Annotated in this window: 17 protein-coding genes; 9 read left to right on the plus strand and 8 right to left on the minus strand. The window is 71.0% G+C overall.

The window, feature by feature from the left end:
- Positions 1-392: 392 nt before the first annotated feature.
- Together A6A06_RS12805 and A6A06_RS12810 are read right to left on the minus strand one after the other, a co-directional pair.
- The gene (locus tag A6A06_RS12805) at positions 393-2,750 is read right to left on the minus strand and encodes a heavy metal translocating P-type ATPase (RefSeq protein ID WP_073761337.1); all 2,358 of its coding nucleotides are present in this window, start codon (positions 2,748-2,750) and stop codon (positions 393-395) included.
- A gap of 5 nt (positions 2,751-2,755) precedes the next feature.
- Positions 2,756-3,052 carry a heavy-metal-associated domain-containing protein gene (locus A6A06_RS12810; RefSeq protein WP_073761338.1) on the minus strand — a complete coding sequence of 99 codons (297 nt, stop codon included), beginning with the start codon at positions 3,050-3,052 and terminating at the stop codon, positions 2,756-2,758.
- A 546-nt stretch (positions 3,053-3,598) separates the two neighbouring features.
- On the opposite strand from A6A06_RS12810, the gene A6A06_RS12815 reads away from it, so the two are divergent.
- Positions 3,599-4,819 carry a cation:proton antiporter gene (locus A6A06_RS12815; RefSeq protein ID WP_073761339.1) on the plus strand — a complete coding sequence of 407 codons (1,221 nt, stop codon included), beginning with the start codon at positions 3,599-3,601 and terminating at the stop codon, positions 4,817-4,819.
- A gap of 123 nt (positions 4,820-4,942) precedes the next feature.
- On the opposite strand, the gene A6A06_RS12820 is transcribed toward A6A06_RS12815, so the two are convergent.
- The 5 genes from A6A06_RS12820 to A6A06_RS12840 form a co-directional block, all read right to left on the minus strand.
- On the minus strand, positions 4,943-6,028 hold the full coding sequence (locus A6A06_RS12820; protein ID WP_073761340.1) for a Gfo/Idh/MocA family protein: 1,086 nt from the start codon (positions 6,026-6,028) through the stop codon (positions 4,943-4,945).
- A gap of 88 nt (positions 6,029-6,116) precedes the next feature.
- On the minus strand, positions 6,117-7,064 hold the full coding sequence (locus A6A06_RS12825) for a 2-dehydropantoate 2-reductase (RefSeq protein ID WP_073761341.1): 948 nt from the start codon (positions 7,062-7,064) through the stop codon (positions 6,117-6,119).
- A 76-nt stretch (positions 7,065-7,140) separates the two neighbouring features.
- Positions 7,141-7,344 carry a helix-turn-helix transcriptional regulator gene (locus A6A06_RS12830; RefSeq protein ID WP_073761342.1) on the minus strand — a complete coding sequence of 68 codons (204 nt, stop codon included), beginning with the start codon at positions 7,342-7,344 and terminating at the stop codon, positions 7,141-7,143.
- A gap of 410 nt (positions 7,345-7,754) precedes the next feature.
- A complete protein-coding gene (locus A6A06_RS12835) occupies positions 7,755-8,777 on the minus strand; it encodes a Gfo/Idh/MocA family protein (protein ID WP_073761343.1) in 1,023 nt (340 codons plus the stop codon).
- A gap of 33 nt (positions 8,778-8,810) precedes the next feature.
- Positions 8,811-9,731, minus strand: a complete 921-nt coding sequence (locus A6A06_RS12840) for a sugar phosphate isomerase/epimerase family protein (protein ID WP_073761344.1) — start codon at positions 9,729-9,731, stop codon at positions 8,811-8,813.
- Positions 9,732-10,140: 409 nt separating this feature from the next.
- On the opposite strand from A6A06_RS12840, the gene iolC reads away from it, so the two are divergent.
- From iolC to A6A06_RS12870, 6 genes are all read left to right on the plus strand, one after another.
- Positions 10,141-11,106, plus strand: coding sequence for a 5-dehydro-2-deoxygluconokinase (gene iolC / locus A6A06_RS12845; RefSeq protein ID WP_073762109.1), 966 nt, complete (start codon positions 10,141-10,143; stop codon positions 11,104-11,106).
- A 244-nt stretch (positions 11,107-11,350) separates the two neighbouring features.
- Positions 11,351-12,244: a Cgl0159 family (beta/alpha)8-fold protein gene (locus A6A06_RS12850; RefSeq protein WP_073761345.1), complete on the plus strand. Its 894-nt coding sequence runs from the start codon at positions 11,351-11,353 to the stop codon at positions 12,242-12,244.
- Positions 12,245-12,274: 30 nt separating this feature from the next.
- On the plus strand, positions 12,275-13,336 hold the full coding sequence (locus tag A6A06_RS12855; RefSeq protein ID WP_073761346.1) for a 5-deoxy-glucuronate isomerase: 1,062 nt from the start codon (positions 12,275-12,277) through the stop codon (positions 13,334-13,336).
- Complete coding sequence (iolD, locus tag A6A06_RS12860) at positions 13,333-15,252, plus strand: 3D-(3,5/4)-trihydroxycyclohexane-1,2-dione acylhydrolase (decyclizing) (protein WP_073761347.1); 1,920 nt, start codon at positions 13,333-13,335, stop codon at positions 15,250-15,252. Before A6A06_RS12855 ends, iolD begins: the two co-directional genes overlap by 4 nt.
- A 141-nt stretch (positions 15,253-15,393) precedes the next feature.
- Complete coding sequence (locus tag A6A06_RS12865; protein WP_073761348.1) at positions 15,394-16,887, plus strand: CoA-acylating methylmalonate-semialdehyde dehydrogenase; 1,494 nt, start codon at positions 15,394-15,396, stop codon at positions 16,885-16,887.
- Between the two features lie 258 nt (positions 16,888-17,145).
- Positions 17,146-17,625 carry a GNAT family N-acetyltransferase gene (locus A6A06_RS12870; RefSeq protein ID WP_073761349.1) on the plus strand — a complete coding sequence of 160 codons (480 nt, stop codon included), beginning with the start codon at positions 17,146-17,148 and terminating at the stop codon, positions 17,623-17,625.
- Between the two features lie 247 nt (positions 17,626-17,872).
- Here the strand turns inward: A6A06_RS12870 and A6A06_RS12875 are convergent, their stop codons facing one another.
- Positions 17,873-19,108, minus strand: coding sequence for a styrene monooxygenase/indole monooxygenase family protein (locus A6A06_RS12875; protein ID WP_073761350.1), 1,236 nt, complete (start codon positions 19,106-19,108; stop codon positions 17,873-17,875).
- Between the two features lie 210 nt (positions 19,109-19,318).
- Here A6A06_RS12875 and A6A06_RS12880 point away from each other — a divergent pair, with 210 nt between their 5' ends.
- Together A6A06_RS12880 and A6A06_RS12885 are read left to right on the plus strand one after the other, a co-directional pair.
- On the plus strand, positions 19,319-22,213 hold the full coding sequence (locus tag A6A06_RS12880) for an alpha/beta fold hydrolase (RefSeq protein ID WP_073761351.1): 2,895 nt from the start codon (positions 19,319-19,321) through the stop codon (positions 22,211-22,213).
- A gap of 281 nt (positions 22,214-22,494) precedes the next feature.
- Entirely contained in the window at positions 22,495-23,280 is a 786-nt protein-coding gene (locus tag A6A06_RS12885; protein ID WP_073761352.1) for an ABC transporter permease, read from the plus strand.
- The last annotated feature ends 92 nt before the right edge of the window (positions 23,281-23,372 follow it).

Below are 23,372 nucleotides of genomic sequence, written 5' to 3' on the forward strand. Positions count from 1 at the left end.
CGCTTCCCTTGTTCCCCGGGTCGGATTCCCCCCACGGGATCCGTCCGGGCGCTTCATGGTGGTGCCCGCGATCTGCCGGGACGCGCACGTACGGGAGGGCCGCTCAAAGCTCCCCGGGCACGTCGCCCCGGCCACGCGTTGCCGGGCGAAGTCCCCCAAGACCAGCCTGGCCGTTGCGGTACAGGCCCCGCCGAGGTGCCTGCACCGCACGGTTAGACTCGCGACCCCCCACAATGGTTACGTTCCAAGTGATGTGATCTGGGTCTCCTGTCATAACTGGGCGAATACGGTCAAGGGCCTCGATCTGGAGATCGAAGCCCTTCCGTATGGGTGTTGTGTCAGTTGTAGGGAGATTGTGAAGGCAAAAAAAGAATCCGCGTCGCGCGCATCCCTCACCGGAAATGCCGCAACCGGAGGCTGTTGCTGACCACGAAGACCGAGGAAAAGGCCATCGCCGCCCCCGCAATCATCGGATTGAGCAGGCCGGCCGCCGCGAGCGGAACCGCCGCGACGTTGTAGCCGAACGCCCAGAAGAGATTTCCCTTGATCGTGGCCAGCGTCCGGTGGGCGAGCCGGATGGCGTCGGCCGCGACACGCAGATCGCCGCGTACGAGGGTGAGGTCTGCCGCCTCGATGGCCGCGTCCGTACCGGTCCCCATGGCCAGCCCCAGGTCCGCGGCGGCCAGAGCGGCCGCGTCGTTGACGCCGTCGCCGACCATCGCCACACTGCGCCCCTCGCCGCGCAGCCGCTCGATGACCGCGACCTTCTCCTCGGGCAGTACCTCCGAGATCACCTCGTCGATGCCCACCTCGGCCGCCACCGCGTCGGCCACCGCTTTGTTGTCCCCGGTCAGCAGCACCGGAGACAGTCCCAAGGCGCGCAGCCGGCGTACGGCCTCGGCGCTGCCTTCCTTGACGGAGTCGGCAACCGACAGCAGGCCGCGTGGCTGCCCGTCCCAGGCGACGAGCACGGCGGTCCGCCCCGCGGCCTCGGCGGCTCCCCTGGCGGCGGCCAGCGCCTCCGGAAGGCCCGCAGTGTCAGGCATCGCCCCGCCTTCGGAGCCTCCGGAGCTTTCCGAGCCTCCGGAGGCTTCCGGACTTCCGGAGTCCTGACGCAGCAGCCGCTCACGCCCGACGAGGACGCGGCGGCCTTCCACCACGCCCCGCACGCCGAGACCGGCCACGTTCTCGAACTGTTCCGGCTCCGGGAGCGCGCCCAGGCGCTCACGCGCCCCGTCCGCGACAGCGCGGGCGATCGGATGCTCCGAGGAGTGCTCCAGCGCACCCGCCAGCCGCAACAGCTCGTCCTCGGCGACACCCGGCGCCGGTACGGCCTCGTACAGGCGCATCCGGCCGGTGGTCACCGTGCCGGTCTTGTCCAGTACGACGGTGTCGATGCGGCGGGTGGACTCCAGGACCTCGGGTCCCTTGATGAGGATGCCGAGCTGGGCGCCTCGGCCCGTACCGACCATCAGGGCGGTGGGCGTCGCCAGGCCGAGAGCGCAGGGGCAGGCGATGATCAGTACGGCGACGGCCGCCGTGAAGGACGCGGTCGCATCGCCGGTCACCAGCAGCCAACCGGCCAGGGTGCCGAGCGCCACCAGCAGCACGGCGGGGACGAAGACGGCGGAAACCCGGTCGGCGAGACGCTGCGCCTCGGCCTTGCCGCTCTGAGCGTCCTCGACCAGCGCCGCCATCCGCGCCAGTCGCGTGTCACCGCCGACCCGGGTGGCCTCGACCACCAGCCGGCCGCTGGTGTTCACCGTCGCACCCGTCACGCTGTCACCGGGAGTCACGTCGGCCGGTACCGATTCGCCGGTCAGCATCGAAGCGTCCACGGCGGAAGCGCCCTCGACGACCGTGCCGTCCGTGGCCACCTTCTCTCCGGGGCGCACGACAAACCGGTCGCCGACGGCCAGCTGCTCCACCGGGACGCGTACCTCGCGTCCGTACCGCAGCACCACCACGTCTTTCGCGCCCAGCTCCATCAGCGCACGCAGCGCGGCGCCCGCCTTCCGCTTGGAGCGGGCCTCCAGGTAGCGGCCGAGGAGCAGGAACGCCGTCACCCCGGCCGCGGCCTCCAGATAGATCGCCGAGGAGCCCTCCGTACGGGGCACGGTGAAGGCGAAACCGTGCCGCATGCCGGGCATCCCCGCGTCGCCGAAGAACAGCGCCCACAGGGACCAGCCGAAGGCGGCGAGCGTCCCGATGGAGACCAGGGTGTCCATCGTGGCGGCGCCGTGCCGCAGGTTCGTCCAGGTGGCCCGGTGGAAGGGGTACGCGCCCCAGACCACGACGGGCGCGGCCAGGGTCAGGCACAGCCACTGCCAGTCGTCGAACTGGAGCGAAGGAATCATCGACAGCAGGACGACCGGAACGGCCAGCGCGGCGGAGATGATCAGCCGCTGGCGCAGTGCGGCCAGCTCCCGGTCGTAGGGGTCGGAGCCGGAGCCGTCCTCCGTGGCGGACGCGGCGCCGGGCCCCTCGGAGGCGCCGGCCGGGGACGGCTTCGCGGGTTCGGCCGGCGTGGGCCGTTGCGCGGTGTAGCCGGTCTTCTCGACCGTGGCGATCAGATCGTCCACCGATACCTCGGCGCCGTACTCGACCCGCGCCTTCTCGGTGGCGAAGTTGACGGTGGCGCTGACGCCCGGCATCCGGTTGAGCTTCTTCTCCACGCGCGCCGCGCACGAGGCGCAGGTCATCCCGCCGATGGCGAGTTCGACCCGCGCCTGCGCGGTCGTACCGGTCATGGGGATCAGGCCGCCCGGCCCTCGAGTTCGTAGCCCGCCTCGTCGACCGCCGCGCGCACGGCCGTCTCGTCGAGCGGCGCCTTGGAGACGACGGTCACCAGGCCGGTGGCGGCGGACGCCTGGACCGAGTTCACGCCCGGGATTTCGGAGATCTCCGTGGAGACGGCGCCTTCGCAGTGACCGCAGGTCATGCCGCTCACCTTGTACGTGGCGGTGACGTCGCCCACCTGGACGTCGGTGGTCCCGGAGTTGCAGGAGCCCTCGGGGGAGCAGCAGGAGCCGTTGGTCTGTTCGGCAGTCATGGGTCTCTCCTTGGTGCGTGTGGTCGCCGTGCTCGAAGTCTTCACTGACATGCACGTGTGGCGCGGGAACTCCGGAGTCCCGAGAGTCCCCGGCGTTTCCCGACGACCCCGACTTTATACCCCTAGGGGGTATTGATGCCAGGTGTGGGTGCGCTCTTGTGCTGCCGTGGGGCTCCAGGTTGCCCTGCTGGTCGCCGTCGGTCGTGAGACCGTCGGTGACCAGCGGATGTGCCTGGTTGCGAGGCGCTTCGGAGGTCCCGTACGGTCCTGGATGCTCCGCCGGATGTGGCGGCGGGGCCTTCTTGGGTGGGTTCCTTGGGTAGGCCTCCTTGCGGGGGAATGCAGAGGTGGGACGTTCGACGGGCCGTATGGTGCGCCGTTCGGTGTGCCTTTCGAGGGCTCGATGACGAAGAGTGCGTCGTCGGCGTGTCTGTTTGCGCGATGACGCGCGCGGCGCCGTGCTGCCGGGACGGCCCGGTGGTGAACCTCCCGGTGGTCGGCCCGCGAAGCGAGCGCGCGGTGCACCTTGTGGTAGAAAAGCGGCTTATGTCGCAGTCCGCAACACTCGTATTGATCATGACGATCGCCGTGGCCGCCCCGCTCCTGGCATACGGTCTCGGCCGCTGGCTGCCCGTACCGCTGGTCATCTTCGAGATCGTGCTGGGCATCCTGATCGGCCCGGACGTCCTGGGCTGGGCCCACTCCGGAGAAGTCATCAACGCCCTCTCCGACCTCGGGCTGGCCACCTTGATGTTCATCGCCGGATACGAGATCGAGTTCGCCAAGGTCCGCGGCGACACCCTCAAGCGCGCCGGCTACGCCTGGATCGTCACCCTCGCCCTCAGCCTGGCCATCACCTTCGGACTGGCCGCCGGCGACCTCACCAAGGCAATCGTCATCGGCACCGCACTCACCAGTACGGCACTCGGCACCGTCCTGCCCGTACTGCGCGACTCCGGCGACCTGGGCACCCGTTTCGGTTCGGTGATGATGGCCACCGGCGCGGTCGGCGAATTCGGACCGATCATCGCGATGGCGCTGCTGCTCAGCGGACGGGACCCCGGCGAGTCGACCATCCTGCTCTTCGCGTTCGCCCTGCTGACTGCCGGTGCCGTCTACTGGGCCCTGAAGCCCAGCCCCATGTGGTTCTACCGGATCATCGCCCGCACGCTGCACAGCAGCAGCCAGTTCGCCATCCGGCTGTTCGTCCTGCTGCTGGCCGTCATGCTCGGCATTTCGCAGGTGTTCGGACTGGACATCCTGCTGGGCGCGTTCGCGGCCGGGGTCATCATGCGGCTGGTGCTGCACGAGGCCGCGCCGGACAGCAGCCAGGAAATTCTCGGGAGGCTGGAGGCGATGGGCTTCGGCTTCCTGGTGCCACTGTTCTTCATTGTCACCGGCGTCGAGTTCGACCTGTCGTCCCTCTTCGAGAACGGCAGCTCACTCCTGCTGCTCCCGCTCTTCCTCGTCCTGCTGCTGGTTGTACGCGGACTGCCGCTCGTACTGCTCGCACCCCGTGATCTGGGCCGCAAGGACCGCGCCGCGCTGATGCTCTACGGCTCGACGGCGCTGCCCCTGGTGGTCGCCATCACCACGATCGGCCAGGACAGCGGCGTACTGGACGCGGGCGAGGCGGCAGCGATGGTGGGTGCGGCGATGATCTCCGTACTGGTCTTCCCGGTGGTGGCCATGCGGCTGCGGTCCGGAGCGGAAGGGCTCGCGCCGCTCCCGGAAGGGCCGCGGGAAGGCGCCTCGGAATCCTGGTGAGCTGCTTCCCGTCGTCACGGCGGCAGGTTGACGCTGTTGTCGTAGCAACAGGTTGACGCCGCTGTCACGCAGCAGGTTGACGCTGCTGTCACACAGCAGGTTGACGCTCGGAAAGCGGGACCGTCACTCCGCAGATCCAACTCTGCCGACGGTTCCTGTAGCGCGCACGTCGCCCGCGCTGTGGGCGCCTGCCCCCGCGCCTCCTGCGGCAGCGCGTACATCCGCGATCCTGACGGGCTCGTCGATGCGGCGGGAGCGGTCGCATGCCTCGGCGATGTACAACGCCTCCAGCGCTTCGGCGGGTGAACACGGGCTCTGGGCGCGGTCGGCGGCCACGTCCACAAAGGCGCTCAGCTCGGTGACGTACGCGTCGTGGAAGCGTTCCATGAAGGACGTGTACGGAGCGGACTGCTGCCACGAGACATGCGGCTCGGCGCTCGGCAGTGGCGCCCGGTCATCGAGTCCGACGATGCGCGCGCCTTCGGAGCCGCACACTTCCAGACGGACGTCGTGGCCCGCACCGTTGTAGCGGGTTGCGGTGACCGTGGCCAACGTGTCGTCGTCGAAACGCAGCAGCGCGGCGCACGTGTCCACGTCGTCGCCGTCAGCGAAGAAGGACGCGCCGCGGTTGGCGCCCTGTGCGTATACGGAGACCACTTCGCGGCCGGTGATCCAGCGCAGGACGTCGAAATCATGGATGCTGCAGTCGCGGAAAAGCCCGCCGGAGCCGGGAATGAAGACGGCGGGCGGCGGTGACTGGTCGCTGGTGCAGGCGCGGAGTGTGTGGATCCAGCCGAGGTCACCGGACCGCAGGGCCTCGCGGGCGGCCCGATAGCCGCGGTCGAAGCGTCGTTGGAAACCGATCTGCACGGGAACGGCGCCGGTTTCGCAGCGTTCCACGACGGCGACCGTGCCCGGGACGTCCAGCGCCACCGGCTTCTCACAGAAGACCGGCACCTCTGCGTCCAGCGCCTGGTGGATCAGTTCGGCGTGCGCGCCCGTCGCGGCGGTGATCACGACGCCGTCCAGTCCGTCCGCGTACATCCGGGGGAGGGTTTCGGCGGCCTCGACACCGAGGGCGTCCGCGAGCGCATGTGCGCGAGCCGCGTCGGCGTCGGCGACGATGAGGCTGTCCACGCCGGGGACGGACCGCAGAGTCTCGGCGTGGAACGCTCCGATGCGTCCGGTGCCGATCAGGCCGATCTTCATGTGCCGGCTCCTGTCGCCTGGGGTGCTCGGATCGGGTGCCCCGGGTGTTTCGGGAGCCCGTGCCTGCGGTGCTCAGGTGTTCACGTCCTCACGTTCCCGTGAGCTGTCCGGTGGTGTGCTTTCCGGCGCGGATTTCGCGGTCGACCGTGCGCAGAAGAGTGAGCAGCATTCCGTTGAGAGGAGTGGGGAGGCCGTGGCGCTCTCCGGCGCGTACCACCGCGCCCGTGATGTGCTCGTGCTCCATGGGGCGGCCGGCCAGGCGGTCGTAGAGCATCGATGAGCCGCCGTCCGGCGGGACCATCGCGTACATCTCCAGGACGCGGTCGATGTCGGAGTCGTGGATGTCGGCGCCCTCGGCCCGCGCGACGGTGGCTGCTTCGCCCAGGATGCTCCGGGCCAGGGACTCCATGTCCGGGTCGGCGAAAATCCCCATGCGCTGCTGAAGCAGGGCCGTGAGCGGGTTGGCCGCGAGGTTGGTGAGGAGCTTGTGCCAGGTGGTCGTCGTGAAGTCCGGAACCGGTACGACCTTGAGGCGGCCGGTGGCGAGGAGCTCGGCGAGGCGTGCGGCCAGGGGGCCGTCGGGTACGTGGATCTCGTTGCCCGCGTAGTGCCTGACCTGGCCCGGGGCGGTGCACTCCACCGACGCGTAGATGACCGCGGGCAGGATGTCCGTACCGCCGGGGGTGTGCGGGGCCACGCGTCCGACGTGGTCGATGCCGTTCTGGAGTACGGCGACGACCGTGCCGGGGTGGCAGAGCCGACGCAGCCAGCCGGAGGCGCCGGCGGTGTCCTGAGCTTTGGTGGCCAGGAAGACCCAGTCGACGGGCTCGGCCGACTCCGGGGCGACGGCGAAACGTACACGGGCGTCGATGATCTCGCCGTCCGTTTCGAGGGTGAGCCGGTCCAGCGGAGTGCGCAGGCACAGAGTGACGTCGTGTCCGGTCAGCTGGACCAGCGCTGCCACGAGTCCGCCGATCGCACCACCGCCGATCACAGCGATGCGACGAGACACGGCCGGTACCGGTATCGGTGGCATGCGCCGAGCGTAGCCCCATCGGGGGCGGGTTGCGGAGGCCCCGCGCGGCGGCTGCGCGGGGCCCGGGGGAGGGGTGTCAGTCCTTGTCGCGGCGTCCGCCGTGCCCGGGGCGCCGGGCGACCCAGGTGCGGATGGTGTCGGCGAACCAGTACGGTCTGCCGCCCTCCACGAGGTCCGGGGGTGGCAGTAGTCCGTGCTTCCGGTAGGAGCGCACGGTGTCCGGTTGGACCCGAATGTGTGCGGCGATCTCCTTGTACGACCAGAGTCTGCGGTCGGTCATATGTCTCGCACCTCCCTCAGCCGCTCGCAGTGGCGGCCCGGGGGGCCGACGGAAGAACTGCGCGCGGTCTGGTGATCACTCAGCCTTGCCCGGTGAACGACGCTGAGTGAGCAGGGGCGAGGGTCTGTCGATCGGCTGTGACGGAAAACCCGCGTAATGGTGACAGCTGTGACGATCGGGGCATCGCTGTCACATGACGAAGAAGGGGAAGCGGGAGGAGAGGGAGGAGGAGAGAGGAGTAGAGGGAGAAGGGTGGAGGAGTGGGAGTAGATGGGGGAGAGGGGCTGGGAGCGGGGGCGTACCGCTTGCAGAAGAGCAGGGGCGGTACGCACATCAGGCCCGGAACAGGCCCCGGCCCTCGACCGCCCGCGAAGCCGCCCGCACTCAGCCGCCCGCGAAGCCGCCCGCACTCAGCCGTACAGCGCAGGCCGCTCGTCCAGCTCGACTTCGACGCGTTCACCGCTGGCCTGGGCGCGTACGCCCGCCGCGCACACCGCGGCCGCCGCGTAGCCGTCCCAGCAGCTCGGGCCCTCGACCTCGCCGCGCCGCGTGGCGTCCACCCAGCGCTGCACCTGCCGGTTGTACGCCTCCCCGAAGCGCTCCACGAACCCCGGCGTGATCGAGCCGCCCCACTTGCCGGCCGCGTTGACGAACACCCCGTGGTCGTCGCCGATCCGGGCGATGCCGCCTTCGCAGACCGCCTCGCAGCTGACCTGGTAGCCGAAACGGCAGTTGACGAACAGTTCGGTGTCCACGACCTGTCCGGCCGCGGTCTCGAAGAGGATGAGTTGCGGGTCGCTGAGGCTCGCGGGCGCGTTGCCGGTGGGCGCCGGGCGGAGTACGCGTACGGCTGTGATCTCCTCGTCCAGCAGCCAGCGCGTCACATCAATCTCGTGGACGACCGAATCGTGAATCATCATGGCGTTGGTGAAGCCGGGCGGCGTGTCGGCGTTGCGGTGCTTGTTGTGCAGCATCAGGGGGCGGCCGTATGCGCTCTGGGTGAGGAGTGCCTTGAGCTTGAGGTAGTCGGCGTCGTACCGGCGCATGAAGCCGACCTGCACCTGGCGGCGCCCCAGTTGCTGTTCGGCCTGGACGACGCGCAGCGCGGAGGCGGGGTCCGGGGTGAGCGGCTTCTCGCACAGCACCGGCAGGCCGCGCGCGAACGCGGTGCGCAGCGCGTCCTCATGGGCCGCACCCGGGGAAGCGATCAGTACGGCGTCGACGCCCGGGTCCGCCATGGCGGCCGCCGGGTCGGTGTAGGGCGTACACCCTTCGATGCCGTGGGCGACGCGCTTCACCCGTTCCGCCTCAATGTCGACGACCGCGGCCACCCGCGCTCCGCTGATGACGTCGTCGATACGGCGTACGTGGTCGGCGCCCATGCGGCCGGTACCGATGACGGCCACGCCGAGCGTCCCGTGCTGCTGAGTCATCTCGTAGAACTCCTCGCTCCGTACGGACGGGGTTCAGGCGCCGCAGGAGCGCAGGAAACGCCGGGTGCGCTGCGCGATGGGCAGGGGCTGGTCGGCTGGGCAGGGGTACATGTCCTGTTCGACGATGGCGAAGAGGTCGACGTCCAGGTCCTGCGCGGCCTCCAGGACGGGCGGCAGTGCGGGGACGCCGAGCGGCGGTTCGCACATCACGCCCTGGCGCACCGCGGGCCCGAAGGGGGTGCCCTTCTCGACGACGTCCTTGAGGATGTCCGGGTCGACCTGCTTGAGGTGGAGGTAGCCGATCCGCTCGCCGTAGGTCTTGATGAGCTTGACGTTGTCGCCGCCGCAGTACGTGTAGTGCCCGGTGTCCAGGCACAGGTTGACCAGGGAGGAGTCGGTCCCGTCGAGGAGACGTTCGACGTGTTCCTCGGTGTCGATGTGGGTGTCGGCGTGCGGGTGCACGACGATGTCGAGGCCGAACTCCTCCCGTACCTGCTTGCCCAGCCGTTCCATGCCGCTGTTCAGGTGGTGCCACTGTTCGGTGGTCAGTTCGCGCGGCTCCAGTTCCTCGGCGGTCTTGTCGTCGCGCCAGAAGGAGGGGATGACCACCAGATGCTTGGCGTCCATCGCCCGGGTGAGGGTGGCGACCTTGTTGACGTGCGCCCAGGTCGTGTCCCACCGGTCCGGGCCGTGGTGCAGGGAGGTGAAGATGGTACCGGCCGAGACCTTCAGGCCGCGCTCCGCGATCTCTGCGTGGAGGACGGCGGGGTCGGTGGGAAGGTAGCCGTACGGGCCGAGTTCGATCCACTCGTACTGGGCTTCGGCGACCTCGTCCAGGAAACGCCGCCAGGGAACCTGCTGTTCGTCGTCGGGGAACCAGACGCCCCAGGAGTCGGGGGCCGATCCGATACGCAGTCGGTCCAGAACGCGCGGGACGGCATGGGGAACGGTCATGCTGCGGCTCTCCTCTCGCCGGTCGCCGGTGACCGGGAGGCGCGGGACTGAGTTGTGGGGCACAGCCTCCATCCCGGTCAGAGGAGTGTCAAGACTTCGTCCTGACATAAGGACTTAAGGACTTTCTATCGGACGGTACTTCGTAACTTCGGTGCGGCGAGGGGCCTCTCGCTGGACGTCAGAATGTAAGGACAAAGCATTGACAGGGTCTCGGGCGCCCGGTTAGACCTGTGGTCAGTGACGAACCGGAGGGGCGCACATGACCGATCCGCGGCAGGCCGTAGAGACCGTAGAGACCGGAGCGACCGAGGGAACCGGAGCGACCGCAGTGGCCGAGGGGGCCACAGCGGCCGAAGGGGCCGCAGCGGCCGAGGGAACCCACCAGGCCGGCCCGTACGACCTGATCGCCATGGGCCGCATCGGGGTGGACATCTACCCGTTGCAGACAGGGGTCCCGCTGTCCCGGGTCGAGACGTTCGGGAAGTTTCTCGGCGGCTCGGCCACCAATGTCGCCGTCGCCGCCGCCCGCCTGGGGCGGCGTACCGCGGTCATCAGCCGGACCGGCCGCGACCCGTTCGGCGATTACGTCCACCAGGCGCTGCGCGACTTCGGCGTGGACGACCGCTGGGTGACGGCCGTCGCCGCGTACCCGACGCCCGTCACCTTCTGCGAAATCTTCCCGCCGGACGACTTCCCGCTCTACTTCTACCGTCGCCCCAAGGCGCCCGACCTGGTCATCCACCCCGAAGAGCTGGACCGCGACGCCGTACGGGCCGCGCGGATCTTCTGGATGACCGGTACCGGCCTGTGCGAGGAGCCGAGCCGTACGGCCACACTCGCCGCGCTGGAGGCGCGCGCCAAGGCGGGGCCCACCGTCTTCGACCTGGACTGGCGGCCGATGTTCTGGGGCGGCGAGGGGGAATCGTCCGGCGACGGCGGCAAGGCCGGCGCGGCGGCGAGGGACCGGGCCCGGCCGTACTACGAGGCCGCGCTCGCCCACGCGACCGTCGCGGTCGGCAACGTCGACGAGGCAGAGGTCGCCACCGGTGTCCGCGATCCGAAGCGCTGCGCGCAGGCGTTGCTGGACATGGGGGTCGAACTGGCCGTCATCAAGCAGGGGCCCAAGGGTGTCCTGGCCGCGCACCGCGACGGCCGTACCGCCGAGGTGCCGCCCACTCCCGTCGAGGTCGTCAACGGCCTGGGCGCCGGTGACTCGTTCGGGGGTGCGCTCTGCCACGGACTGCTGGCCGGGTGGGAACTGGAGCCGATGATGCGGTACGCCAACGCCGCCGGCGCGATCGTCGCGTCCCGGCTGGCCTGTTCTTCCGCGATGCCGACGCGCGACGAGGTCGAGGAATTTCTCGCCGCTCGCTGAGCTGAGAGCCGGGAAGCGGCAGCCGCCGCGCGCCCGGTAGCCCTGAGTCATCCCCCAGGTGCACCCCGCCGCTGAATGCCGAATCCGCAACCGCGTCGCTCCCGCGTACGGCCCCCGCGCACGCCCCCCGCGCGCCCCGTGCACGGCCTCCGTGCGCTCCGTCTCGTACGCCCCGCCCCGTACACCCGCCTCCGTACGCCCGCCCCCCAGTACGCCCCGTCCTTCCCAGAAGGTGAGAACCACCTTGACCACTCGGATCTCCGACATCGTGACGCTGCGGGCCCGGTACCCGAAAGCCGTCGCGGAGGCCGCGGCGCGCCGCACCCGCCGCCCTCTGATCGGCGACAGTGGCCGGCTGATGATCGTCGCGGCCGACCACCCGGCGCGGGGCGCGCTCGCCGTCGGTGACCGCGAGCTGGCCATGGCCAACCGCCTGGACCTGCTGGAACGCCTGTGCCTCGCGCTCTCCCGGCCCGGCGTGGACGGCGTGCTCGCCACCGCCGACATCCTGGAGGACCTGCTCCTGCTCGGCGCCCTCGAAGGCAAGGTCGTCATGGGCTCCATGAACCGCGGCGGCATCGCCGGTGCCTCCTTCGAGATGGACGACCGGTTCACCGGCCACCGCCCGCAGGACATCGCCCGGCTGCGTTTCGACGCGGGCAAGCTGCTGCTGCGCATCGACTACGACGATCCCGGCTCGCTGGTCACCCTGGAGTCCGCGGCCCGTGCCATAGACGCCATGGCGGAGCTGGAACTGCCCACTTTCGTCGAGCCGTTCCTCTCGCGCCGGGTGCACGGCAAGGTTCGTAACGACCTGAGCGCGGAGGCCGTGACGAAATCGGTCGCCATCGCGTCGGGCCTGGGCGGCACGTCCGCGTACACGTGGCTGAAGCTGCCGGTCACCGACGACCCGGAGGACATGGCGCGGGTCTGCGAGACCTCGACGCTCCCGACGGTGCTGCTCGGCGGCGACATCAAGGGCACCGCCGAGGGCCAGGAAGCGGCGTACGAGAAGTGGCGCAAGGCGCTGCGCCTGCCGACCGTACAGGGACTGGTGGCGGGCCGGTCGCTGCTCTATCCGGCCGACGGGGACGTGACCGCGGCCGTGGACACCGCCGTGTCGCTGCTCCGGCGGTAACTGTCAGTGGCGAGGAGGAGACTTGCAGCCATGACTACCGAGTTTCACATCAGGGCCGAGGACGGCGGAGCCGACGACGGACCGTACGCGTTGGACATTGATCCGGACCGGGCGGGCTGGAGCCATTCGTCCCTGCGTGTCCTCCAACTGCCGCCCGGTGGGCAGCATGCGTTCGCCACCGGAGACAGCGAGTGGATCGTGCTGCCCCTGAACGGCGGCTGCACGGTCACGGTCGACGGTGGCGGAACGGCCGAGGGCGACGGGGCCGCCCAGGGAGGTGGGACATCCCATGGAGGCGGAGCATCCCATGGAGGTGGGGCATCCCATCCAGGCAGAACGTTCCAACTCGTCGGGCGGAAGGATGTCTTCAGCGGAGTGACGGACTTCGCCTACGTACCGCGTGACGCCGAGGTCGGGATCACCAGTGCCGCCGGTGGCCGGTTCGCGCTGACGGGGGCCCGCTGCGCACGCCGGCTGCCCGCGCGCTACGGCCCCGCCGGCGACGTGCCCGTGGAACTGCGCGGTACGGGCAACTGCTCGCGCCAGGTCAACAACTTCGGCGCGGCCGGTGTCTTCGATTGCGACAAGCTCATCGCTGTCGAAGTGCTCACCCCCGGCGGCAACTGGTCCTCGTACCCGCCGCACAAGCACGACGAGTGCAGGCCGGGCGAGGAGAGCGAACTGGAGGAGATCTACTACTTCGAGATCGCTCCCGCCCCTGGATCCGCGCCTGGTCCCGCCCCTGGACCTGCCGCTGGCCCAGTTCGGGGCCCCGCCCCCGCCGGGAACCCCACCCCCGCCGGTCTCGGCTACCAGCGCGTGACCCCCTCCGGCCACGGTCGCGGTACGGACGTCCTCGCCGAGGTCCGCAGTGGCGACGCCGTGCTGATTCCCGACGGCTGGCACGGTCCGTCCATCGCGGTGCCCGGCCACGACATGTACTACCTCAACGTGATGGCGGGCCCCGGCGAGGAGCGCGTCTGGCTGATCTGCGACCACCCGGACCACGGCTGGATCCGCGGCACCTGGCCCGACCAGCCCGTCGACCCCCGCCTGCCCCTGTACGAAGCCCCCGAGGGAGACGCACGATGACCACTCGACGCCTTACGGTGGCGCAGGCCCTGGTCGCCTTCCTGGCTCACCAGTACACGGAGCGGGACGCGCCCCCCTCACCCACAGCCCCCGGTGGCCCGGACGACACCCCCACCAGGCACCGTCTGATCAACGCCTGCTGGGGCATTTTCGGACACGGCAACGTGGCCGGTGTCGGCCAGGCCCTCCTGGAGGCGGGCCCGGACACGATGCCCTACCTCCAGGGCCGCAACGAGCAGGCCATGGTGCACGCCGCGGTCGGCTACGCCCGTCAGTGCGACCGTCTCTCCGCACACGCGGTCACGACGTCCATCGGCCCCGGCGCCACCAACCTCGTCACCGGCGCGGCCCTCGCCACGGTCAACCGCCTCCCGGTGCTGCTGCTGCCCGGCGACATCTTCGCGACCCGCCCCGCCGACCCGGTGCTCCAGCAGCTCGAAGTCCCGTACGCGGGCGATATGTCCGTCAACGACGCCCTGCGTCCGGTCTCCCGCTACTTCGACCGCGTCACCCGTCCCGAGGCGCTGATCCCGGCCGCCCTTCAGGCGATGCGGGTGCTCGCCGACCCCGTGGAGACCGGTGCCGTCACGCTCGCGCTGCCGCAGGACGTACAGGCCGAGGCGTACGACTGGCCCGCGGAGTTCTTCGCCGACCGGGTGTGGCGGGTGCCCCGTCCCGCGCCCGACGCGGCCGCGCTGGCCGAAGCCGTCCGCGCCGTACGTGCCGCCGAACGGCCACTGATCATCGCGGGCGGCGGGGTCCACCACAGTGAGGCCGAGGACGCCCTGCGCGCTCTCGCCGACGCCACCGGAATCCCCGTCGCCTCGACACAGGCCGGCAAGGGCTCCCTGCGCCACGACCACCCGGCCGATGTGGGCGGCATCGGCCACACCGGCACCGCCACGGCCGACGCGCTGGCCGCCCGCGCCGACCTCGTCATCGGCGTCGGCACCCGCTACACGGACTTCACCACCGCCTCGTCCACCCTCTTCGCCACCGCCCGCGTCCGTTTCGTCAACCTGAACATCGCTTCCTTCGACGCCCACAAACTCGCCGCGACCTCCCTGGTCGCCGACGCACGCGCGGGCCTCGAAGCGCTCACCGAGGCGCTGTCGGGACACCGCGTCGCGCAGGCGTACGAGGACGAGTACGGTGCGGCGAAAGCCCGCTGGGAATCCCTCGTCGACGCCGCCTACGCCGCGCCCGACGCGTCCGTACGCCCCTCCCAGACGCAGGTCCTCGGCGCGCTGGACGCCACCGTCGGCGAGTCGGACGTGATCGTCAACGCGGCCGGTTCGCTCCCCGGCGACCTGCACAAACTGTGGCGCGCCCGGTCCCGCCGCCAGTACCACCTGGAGTACGGCTACTCCTGCATGGGCTACGAGATCCCCGCCGCCATCGGGGTCCGGCTGGCCGCGCCGGACCGGCCCGTATGGGCGCTGGTCGGCGACGGTACGTACCTGATGATGCCCACCGAGATCGTCACCGCGGTCCAGGAAGGCATCAACATCAACGTCGTGCTCGTCCAGAACCACGGCTACGCCTCCATCGGCGGCCTGTCCGAGCAGACCGGCGGCGAGCGCTTCGGTACGGCCTACCGCTACCGCGCCGCCGACGCCTCGTACACAGGCGCCCCGCTGCCCGTGGACCTCGCCGCCAACGCCGCGTCCCTGGGGATGTACGTCATCCGTGCCGCGACGGTCGGCGAACTGCGCGCCGCGCTCGCCGCGGCCCGCGCCGACGAGCGCCCCACATGTGTCTATGTCGAGACCGCAACGGCCGACACTGTGCCGGGCGCGCCCGCCGCCCAAGCCTGGTGGGATGTCCCTGTGGCCGAGACCGCGACACGTCCGGCGGCGGTCGAGGCCCGTAAGGACTACGACCGGCACGCCGCCACACGCCGCCGCCATCTTTGAACTGCGCCTCCGCCACCACCCACCCACCGACCGACCACCGCAGACCCACCGACTACCGCCCACCCCAGACCGACCGTCCACCCCCACCGACCGCCCCCGCCACGGCATCCGCTCCCCGCCGTCCCCCAGAAAGGCCCCCGCATGAAGACCATCAACCACTGGATCGGCGGTAAGCCCGCCGAGGGTGTGTCCGGCTCCTTCGGCCCGGTCTACAACCCCGCGACCGGCGTCCAGGAGAAGCAGGTCGCCTTCGCCTCCGTGGACGAGGTGGACGCGGCCGTCGCCGCCGCCAAGGAGGCGTTCCGTACCTGGGGCACCAGTTCGCTGGCCAAGCGCACGTCCGTGCTGTTCGCCTACCGTGAGCTGATCGACGCGCACCGCGAAGAGCTGGCCGCGCTGATCACCGCCGAGCACGGCAAGGTGCACAGCGACGCGCTGGGCGAGGTCGCCCGCGGCCTGGAGATCGTCGAGCTGGCCTGCGGCATCCCGCAGCAGCTCAAGGGTGAGCTGTCCACTCAGGTCTCCACCCGCGTGGACGTGGCGGCGATCCGCCAGTCCCTCGGTGTCGTCGCCGGCATCACGCCGTTCAACTTCCCGGCGATGGTGCCGATGTGGATGTTCCCGCTGGCCGTCGCCTGCGGCAACACCTTCGTCCTCAAGCCCAGCGAGAATGTGCCGTCCGCCGCCCTCAAGCTGGCCGAGCTGGCCGCCGAGGCGGGCCTGCCGGACGGCGTACTGAACATCGTCAACGGCGACAAGGTCGCGGTCGACCGCATCCTGGAGCACCCGGACATCGCCGCCGTCTCCTTCGTCGGCTCCACCCCCATCGCCCGTTACATCCACACCACGGGTACGGCCAACGGCAAGCGCGTCCAGGCCCTCGGCGGCGCCAAGAACCACATGCTGGTCCTGCCGGACGCCGACCTCGACCTCGCCGCGGACTCCGCGATCAACGCCGCGTACGGCTCGGCGGGCGAGCGCTGCATGGCGATCTCCGTCGTGGTGGCCGTCGGCGACACCGCCGACCCGCTGATCGAGAAGATCAAGCAGCGCGCCGCCGCGCTGACCATCGGCCCCGGCGACGACCCGGCCTCCGAGATGGGCCCGCTCATCACCAAGGCCCACCGCGACAAGGTCGCCTCGTACGTGACCGGTGCGGCGGCCCAGGGCGCGGACGTCGTCGTCGACGGTACGGACTTCACGGTCGCCGGTCACGAGAACGGCCACTGGATCGGCGTCTCGCTGCTCGACAACGTCACGCCCGCGATGGACGCCTACCGCGACGAGATCTTCGGCCCCGTGCTGTCCGTCGTCCGCGTGGACAGCTACGACGAGGCGATCTCCCTCATGAACTCCTCGCCGTGGGGCAACGGCACCGCCATCTTCACCCGGGACGGCGGCGCGGCCCGCCGCTTCCAGCTGGAGGTCGAGGCGGGCATGGTCGGCGTGAACGTGCCGATCCCGGTGCCGGTCGGCTACCACTCCTTCGGTGGCTGGAAGGACTCCCTCTTCGGCGATCACCACATCTACGGCAACGACGGCGTGCACTTCTACACCCGCGGCAAGGTCGTCACCACCCGCTGGCCCGACCCGTCCGACGGCGGCATCAACCTGGGCTTCCCCAGCAACCACTGACACCGGCAGGCAGACAGGCAGACAGGCAGACAGGCAGGCAGACAGGTAGGCAGACAGGTAGGCGGACAGGCAGGCGCGGTTTGTGGGCCGCCGGGGGCCGGGAGAGGCCACCGGCGGCCCACCGTTCACGGCCGTCGCGGAAATCCCGCCGTAATTTCGGGGAACCGTTTCGGCCGGATGGCGCATGATGCTGCGTATGAATGACGAACAACACCCCACAGGCGCCGTGAAGATACGGCGTGCCGCGGCGGGTGCTCCATGACAGGGGGCCCCGTCATCCGCCACGCGGTACGTACGGACCTGGCCGACGTGGTCGCCCTGGCCGCGGAACACGCCGCGTACGAGCGGTCCGCGCCGCCCGCGGCCGATCTGGAGGGCCGGCTCGCGGACGCGCTCTTCGGGCCGCGCGCACCGCAGCTGCGCTGCCTGGTCGCCGAACTGTCCGGCGGTCAACTCGCCGGGTACGCCACCTGCTCGACGGCCTTCGACACCTGGCAGGGCCGCGAGTACCTGAACCTGGACTGCCTCTACCTGCACGCCGAGCACCGCGGCCTCGGGCTGGGCGCTCTGCTGGTCGAGGCGGTCATCGCCGAAGGCAAGGCGCTGGGCGTCGCGGAAATACAGTGGAACACGCCCGACTGGAACGCGGGAGCGATCCGCTTCTACGACCGGTTCGGCGCGACCCGCAAGGACAAGAAACGTTTCACGCTGGCGTTGGAACCGGGCGGCAAGAGCTGAGGACCGGTGATGCCGGGCACGGCGGGTATGCCGGGTATAGCGGGCATGCAGCTCATGCAGCTCATACCGATCATGCCGCCCATGCCGGTGTCACCGGTGATGCCGGGCTCTGACCCGACCACCCCCCACCCTCAGCTCTTTCCTCCACCCCTTCCCCCCCCGGGCCTTTTCTCCGGGCCCTTTTTCCGGCCCGCAACCCGGCTTTCCTGGCCCGCAGCCCCGGCTTCCCCGGCCCGCAGCCCGGCTCTCACCTCGTGGCCCCGGCGGTGGCCAGATAGGCGTCGGCATGAGCCGCCGTCATCAGCCAGTCGTGGTAATCCGCCGGGTCGGCGTAGCCGTTGACGAAGCGGTGTGCCACGGCGGGATGTTGGGCGGCGGCCACCAGCAGACGCTGCACATGCTGCGGCGTCGGCTCCAGCATCAGGTTGGTGAACTCCGTGACCTGCCGGGCATGCCGCCAGAACACGGCGAACGCCGAGCGCATCCACTCGGCGTCGAAGGGCGCGTCACCGCGCTCCAGGATCGCGTCCAGATAGACGGCCGCGTTGCGGGCCGCGGTGTTCGAGCCCTGGCCGGTGATCGGGTCGTTGGTCACGACCGCGTCCGCCATGCCCAGGACGTACGTGTCCGGCGCGACCTCGGCCACCGGGTGCCGGACGGTGGGCGTGACCGCGCCGTACAGCGTCGCGCCCGCGTCCGTGGGGGCGGCGTCCCTGCACAGCTCGTACTCCCCGGGCGCGTACGTGCGCATCAGTCCGAGCGCGCGGGTCACGCAGTCGTGCGGCGAAGGCTGGTCGTACCAGCAGTCGAACGGCCCGCCCGGCAGCGCCTCGAACAGCATGATGTGGCAGGGCCCGCCCGTGGTGAGGGCCGGCAGTACGAACACCTCGCCGGCCCCGGCCACCGCGTTGAACCGTGTCTGCTGCTCCGAATCGTCGGCCGACGCCGTGACGCCGTGCACGTACACGCAGGCCAGGGTGCGCTGCGGGCGGTCGAAGGGGCAGTACAGCGGATTGCGGGTGAAGATCCGGGTGAGGTCGCCGCGCCCGGAGGCGACGACGGTCAGGTCGTGTTCGGCGGCGAGGGTGGACAGCATGGCGGGCGTGACGGAGCCGTATCGGACACGGCCGCCCCTGGCCTCGTACAGGCCGAGCCAGCCGGCCATCTTCACCCGCTGGTCGACGGAGTGCGGCGGCTCGTCGAACTGCCCGGTGAAGGTGAGCGTGTTTTTTCCGGGCGGGTCCCACACCGTCACCCGCAGTGTGCCCGCGGCGGGTGCGGTCGCGTCCCAGAGATTGAGCCCGGCGGCCCGCTCCAGGCGCCGCGCCGGGCCGAACATGAGCTGCGTCGACATCACCCGCCCGGCGCGCACTTCCTGCGCTGTACGGTCGGTGACCAGCGTGACGTCGTACTCCGCGGCCAGGAGGGTCAGGGCGAGATGCAGCCCCGCCTGCCCAGCGCCGACGATGGCGATCCTGCGCATTGCCGCCTCCCCTGGGCCGACCCGGCCCGCCCCACATCGTCTTTTGTAGCGGCGGCGATGTGCGGTGTACAGAGGGCCACGGGGCGCACGGGCGCGTTGCGTGTACTGCGGGCGCGGTATGCGCGGCGGCGCTCGTACTGCCGGGGGAGGTGTGCGGGTTCGCCCCGGCGGCTCGGTGCCCCGCCGCGGAACGTCCTTAGGATTCACCGTATGACTTTCCGACTCCGCGGACGACGGCTGTACGCGACGGCGGCCGTGCTGGCCGTGCTGGCCGGATCAGGTACGTGGGCGGCCGTCGCCGCGGACGACCCGCCCGCCGTGCACCAGGAGGACCGGGCGTTCACCATGCCCGCGAGTTCCGCGGGCGCCGACGCTGATGCCGACGGCGGCGCCGATGCCGGGGCCGATGGCCGCGGCACCGATGAGGCGCCCGGCCAGGACAAGGTCAGTATCGACACTTCCTTCTTCACCGCGGGCGGCACCGGCCCACGCCCCGCCGTCCTCCTGGGGCACGGCTTCGGCGGCAGCAAGGAGTCCGTACGCGGGCAGGCCGAGCAACTGGCGCGCGACGGGTACGCCGTACTGACCTGGTCGGCGCGCGGCTTCGGCAAGTCTACGGGGAAGATCGGGCTCAACGACCCGGACCGTGAGGTGGCCGATGTCCGCCGGCTGATCGACTGGCTGGCCCGGCGCCCCGAGGTACGGCTCGACGGCGCGGGTGACCCGCGGGTCGGCGTGGCCGGAGGCTCGTACGGCGGTGCCGTCGCGCTGCTGGCGGCCGGGTACGACAAGCGGATCGACGCCATCGCCCCGCAGATCACGTACTGGAACCTGGCCGACGCGCTCTTCCCCAACGGCGTCTTCAAGAAGCTGTGGGCCGGCATGTTCTTCTCCACGGGATCGGTCGGCGCGGCCGACGCGGCCGACGGCTCCGGGAACGGCGGCACCGACGCGGGCGCGGGATCGGGATCGAAACCGGGATCGGACGCGGGTGAGGGCGCAGGAGCGGGCGCAGGTCCGGGCACCCAAGGCGGCGGAAAGTCCGCCGCCGGGACCACGCCCCGGAACGCCGTCGACGGCTGCGGCCGGTTCGAGCGGCAGTTGTGCGCGATGTACGAGCGGGTCGCCGTCTCCGGCAAGCCCGACGACGCCGACCGCAAGCTCCTCGAAGCGCGCAGCCCCTCCGCCGTCGCGGACCGGATCAAGGTCCCGGCGCTCCTCATGCAGGGCAGAACCGATTCGCTGTTCCCGCTCGGCCAGGCCGACGCGACGTACCGGGCCCTCCGCAAGAACGGCGCACCGGTCTCCGTCGACTGGGTCGCCGGGGGGCACGACGGCGGCGACCGCGAGACCGGCCGCCTCGCCGACCGTACGAAGGCGTGGTTCGACCGCTACCTCAAGGACGACAAGAACGCGGACACCGGGCCCGCCTTCCGCGTCAGCCGCGGCGGGGCCGTGGACTCCACCAACGGCGCCGCCCGGCTGCGCGGCGCGAGCGGCGACCACTACCCCGGCCTGGACAACGACCCGCACCCGGTCCGCCTGACCGGCCGCGAACAGCGCTTCAGCAATCCGGCCGGGGCGAGCCCGCCGTCCATCTCCACCGTGCCCGGCGTCGGCGCCCTCAACAGCCTCTCCAGCGTCGGCGCCGGACTCTCCCTCGACTCCCCGGGCCAGTACGCCGGGTTCGAGTCGCGGCCTCTCGGCGAGCCGCTGCGTGTCACCGGCGCGCCGACCGCACGCGTACGCATCGGCTCCACCAGCGACGACGCGGTCGTTTTCGCCAAGGTGTACGACATCGGGCCGAAGGGCAGCCGCCGGCCGGTGCTGCCCGCCGGGCTCGCCGAGCCCTACCGCATCACGGGTGCCAAAGCCGGCAAGAGCGTCGAACTGCGGCTGCCCGCCATCGACCACGAGTTTGCGGCCGGGCACCGGCTGCGCCTGGTGCTCTCCTCGACGGACCTCGCGTACGCCTCGCCCGCCGAGCCCGCCACGTACACCGCCGCACTCGAAGGCGACGGCGTCCTGAGCGTGCCGACCGCGCCCGCCGTCAAGAGCGCCGCGACCCCGTTGCCCATGTGGACCTGGGCGCTGCCGGTCGCGGGCGCGGTCATCGCCGTACTCCTCCTGCTCGTCGGGCGGCGGCGGGCGGCGGCCGGCGCGCCCGACCCGGACCTGGCGGACGTGCCGTTGCAGATCACCGGACTGAGCAAGCGGTACGCCAAGTCCGCCGACCGGTACGCCGTGCGGGACCTCTCCTTCCGTGTGGAGAAGGGCCAGGTGCTCGGTCTGCTCGGCCCGAACGGTGCGGGCAAGACCACCACATTGCGGATGCTGATGGGCCTGATCGCGCCGGACGCCGGCGGGATCCGCGTCTTCGGGCACGCGATCCGGCCCGGCGCGCCGGTGCTGTCGCGGGTCGGCGCGTTCGTCGAGGGCGCCGGGTTCCTCCCGCACCTGTCCGGGCGCGCCAACCTCGACCTGTACTGGCAGGCCACCGGCCGCCCGGCCGAGGACGCGCACATCGACGAGGCCCTGGAGATCGCCGGGCTGGGCGACGCGTTGCAGCGCGCCGTCCGCACGTACTCCCAGGGGATGCGGCAGCGCCTGGCCATCGCGCAGGCCATGCTGGGCCTGCCGGACCTGCTCATCCTGGACGAGCCGACCAACGGACTCGACCCGCCGCAGATCCGCGAGATGCGGGACGTGATGATCCGGTACGCGGCCGTCGGCCGCACCGTGATCGTGTCCAGCCACTTGCTGGCCGAGGTGGAACAGACCTGCACGCATCTGGTCGTCATGGACCGCGGCCAACTCGTCCAGGCCGGACCCGTCGCCGACATCGTCGGCACCGGCGACACCCTGCTCGTCGGGGTCGAGGGCAGCGAGCCGCTGTCCGACGCCCTCCTGGAGAAGGTGGCCGCGCTGCCCGGGGTGGCCACGGCCGTCCGGGCCGACGAGGGCCTGCTCGTCACGCTCGACGGCACGACGAGCACCGCGCAACTGCTGCCCGAACTCCTCCGGCTGGAGATCCCGGTGGACCGTATCGGCCCCCACCGACGCCTGGAGGACGCCTTCCTCACCATGATCGGAGGTGACCGGTGACCCCTGTCACCGAGCCCGGCGACGACGGGCAGCCCGCACGTCCCGATGGGGCTGCCCGTCCGTCGGCGCGCCCCGAAGGGCCAGCGCGTCCGTCGGCGCGCCCGGAAGAGCCTGCGCATGCGTCGGAGGGCGCTGAGAACCTTGCGCATGCGTCGGCGCTTTCCAAGGAGTCCGCGCATCCGTCGGCGGTCCTCGAAAGGCCTGCGGGCTCGTCCGTACGCGGCGCCCCGCACGCCCCCGGATATCGCTCGCACCGCACCCTCCCGCTCCGTGTCGAGGCGATGCGCCAGCTCAAACGGCGCCGTACGTTGGTCATCGCCGCGATCCTCGCGGTGCTGCCGTTCGTCCTGATCGCGGCCTTCGCGATCGGCGGCGACCCGAGCGGCCGCAACAACCGGGTCACCCTGATGGACACCGCGACCGCCTCCGGCGCCAACTTCACCGCGACCGTCCTGTTCGTCTCGGCGGGCTTCCTGCTGGTCGTCCCGGTGGCGCTGTTCTGCGGGGACTCGGTCGCCTCGGAAGCGAGCTGGTCCTCGCTGCGCTACCTGCTGGCGGCGCCCGTACCGCGTACCCGGCTGCTGCTCAGCAAACTCACCGTCGCCCTGCTGTTCAGCGCGGCGGCGATGGTGCTGCTGCCGCTGGTCGCTCTCGGCGTCGGAACCGCCGCGTACGGCTGGGGGCCGCTCCAGCTCCCCACCGGCGGCGCGCTGGCCGCCGGCGACGCGCTGCCCCGCCTCGCGCTCGCCGTCGCGTACATCTTCGTCAGCCAGCTGGTCACGGCGGCCCTCGCCTTCTGGCTGTCCACGGTGACGGACGCGCCGCTGGGCGCGGTCGGCGGCGCGGTCGGACTGACCATCGTCGGCAATGTGCTGGACCAGGTCACCGCCCTGGAGCAGTGGCGTGACTTCCTCCCCGCGCACTGGCAGTTCGCGTGGGCCGACGCCCTGCAGCCACAGCTCGACGGCACCGGCATGATCCAGGGGGCGTCGGTCTCGGTGGCGTACGCGCTGGTGTTGTTCGCGCTGGCGTTCCGGGGGTTCGGGAAGAAGGACATCGTGTCGTAGGAGGGCGAGAGGGAGAGTGGGGCAGTGGGAGACGACGGGCAGCGGGAGACGCCGGGGAGCGCGTGGGCGAGGGGGCGGGGCCGCTGCTCCAG

The sequence above is a fragment of the Streptomyces sp. CB02923 genome (genome assembly GCF_001905005.1).
In the GTDB taxonomy this organism is placed as follows: Bacteria; Actinomycetota; Actinomycetes; order Streptomycetales; family Streptomycetaceae; genus Streptomyces.

Coding starts and splice junctions, on each gene's coding strand:
- A6A06_RS12805 (WP_073761337.1), bottom strand. CDS start 2,750: ATGACCGGTACGACCGCGCAGGCGCGGGTCGAACTCGCCATCGGCGGG.
- A6A06_RS12810 (WP_073761338.1), bottom strand. CDS start 3,052: ATGACTGCCGAACAGACCAACGGCTCCTGCTGCTCCCCCGAGGGCTCC.
- A6A06_RS12815 (WP_073761339.1), top strand. CDS start 3,599: ATGTCGCAGTCCGCAACACTCGTATTGATCATGACGATCGCCGTGGCC.
- A6A06_RS12820 (WP_073761340.1), bottom strand. CDS start 6,028: ATGAAGATCGGCCTGATCGGCACCGGACGCATCGGAGCGTTCCACGCC.
- A6A06_RS12825 (WP_073761341.1), bottom strand. CDS start 7,064: ATGCCACCGATACCGGTACCGGCCGTGTCTCGTCGCATCGCTGTGATC.
- A6A06_RS12830 (WP_073761342.1), bottom strand. CDS start 7,344: ATGACCGACCGCAGACTCTGGTCGTACAAGGAGATCGCCGCACACATT.
- A6A06_RS12835 (WP_073761343.1), bottom strand. CDS start 8,777: ATGACTCAGCAGCACGGGACGCTCGGCGTGGCCGTCATCGGTACCGGC.
- A6A06_RS12840 (WP_073761344.1), bottom strand. CDS start 9,731: ATGACCGTTCCCCATGCCGTCCCGCGCGTTCTGGACCGACTGCGTATC.
- iolC (WP_073762109.1), top strand. CDS start 10,141: ATGGGCCGCATCGGGGTGGACATCTACCCGTTGCAGACAGGGGTCCCG.
- A6A06_RS12855 (WP_073761346.1), top strand. CDS start 12,275: ATGACTACCGAGTTTCACATCAGGGCCGAGGACGGCGGAGCCGACGAC.
- iolD (WP_073761347.1), top strand. CDS start 13,333: ATGACCACTCGACGCCTTACGGTGGCGCAGGCCCTGGTCGCCTTCCTG.
- A6A06_RS12865 (WP_073761348.1), top strand. CDS start 15,394: ATGAAGACCATCAACCACTGGATCGGCGGTAAGCCCGCCGAGGGTGTG.
- A6A06_RS12870 (WP_073761349.1), top strand. CDS start 17,146: ATGACAGGGGGCCCCGTCATCCGCCACGCGGTACGTACGGACCTGGCC.
- A6A06_RS12875 (WP_073761350.1), bottom strand. CDS start 19,108: ATGCGCAGGATCGCCATCGTCGGCGCTGGGCAGGCGGGGCTGCATCTC.
- A6A06_RS12880 (WP_073761351.1), top strand. CDS start 19,319: ATGACTTTCCGACTCCGCGGACGACGGCTGTACGCGACGGCGGCCGTG.
- A6A06_RS12885 (WP_073761352.1), top strand. CDS start 22,495: ATGCGCCAGCTCAAACGGCGCCGTACGTTGGTCATCGCCGCGATCCTC.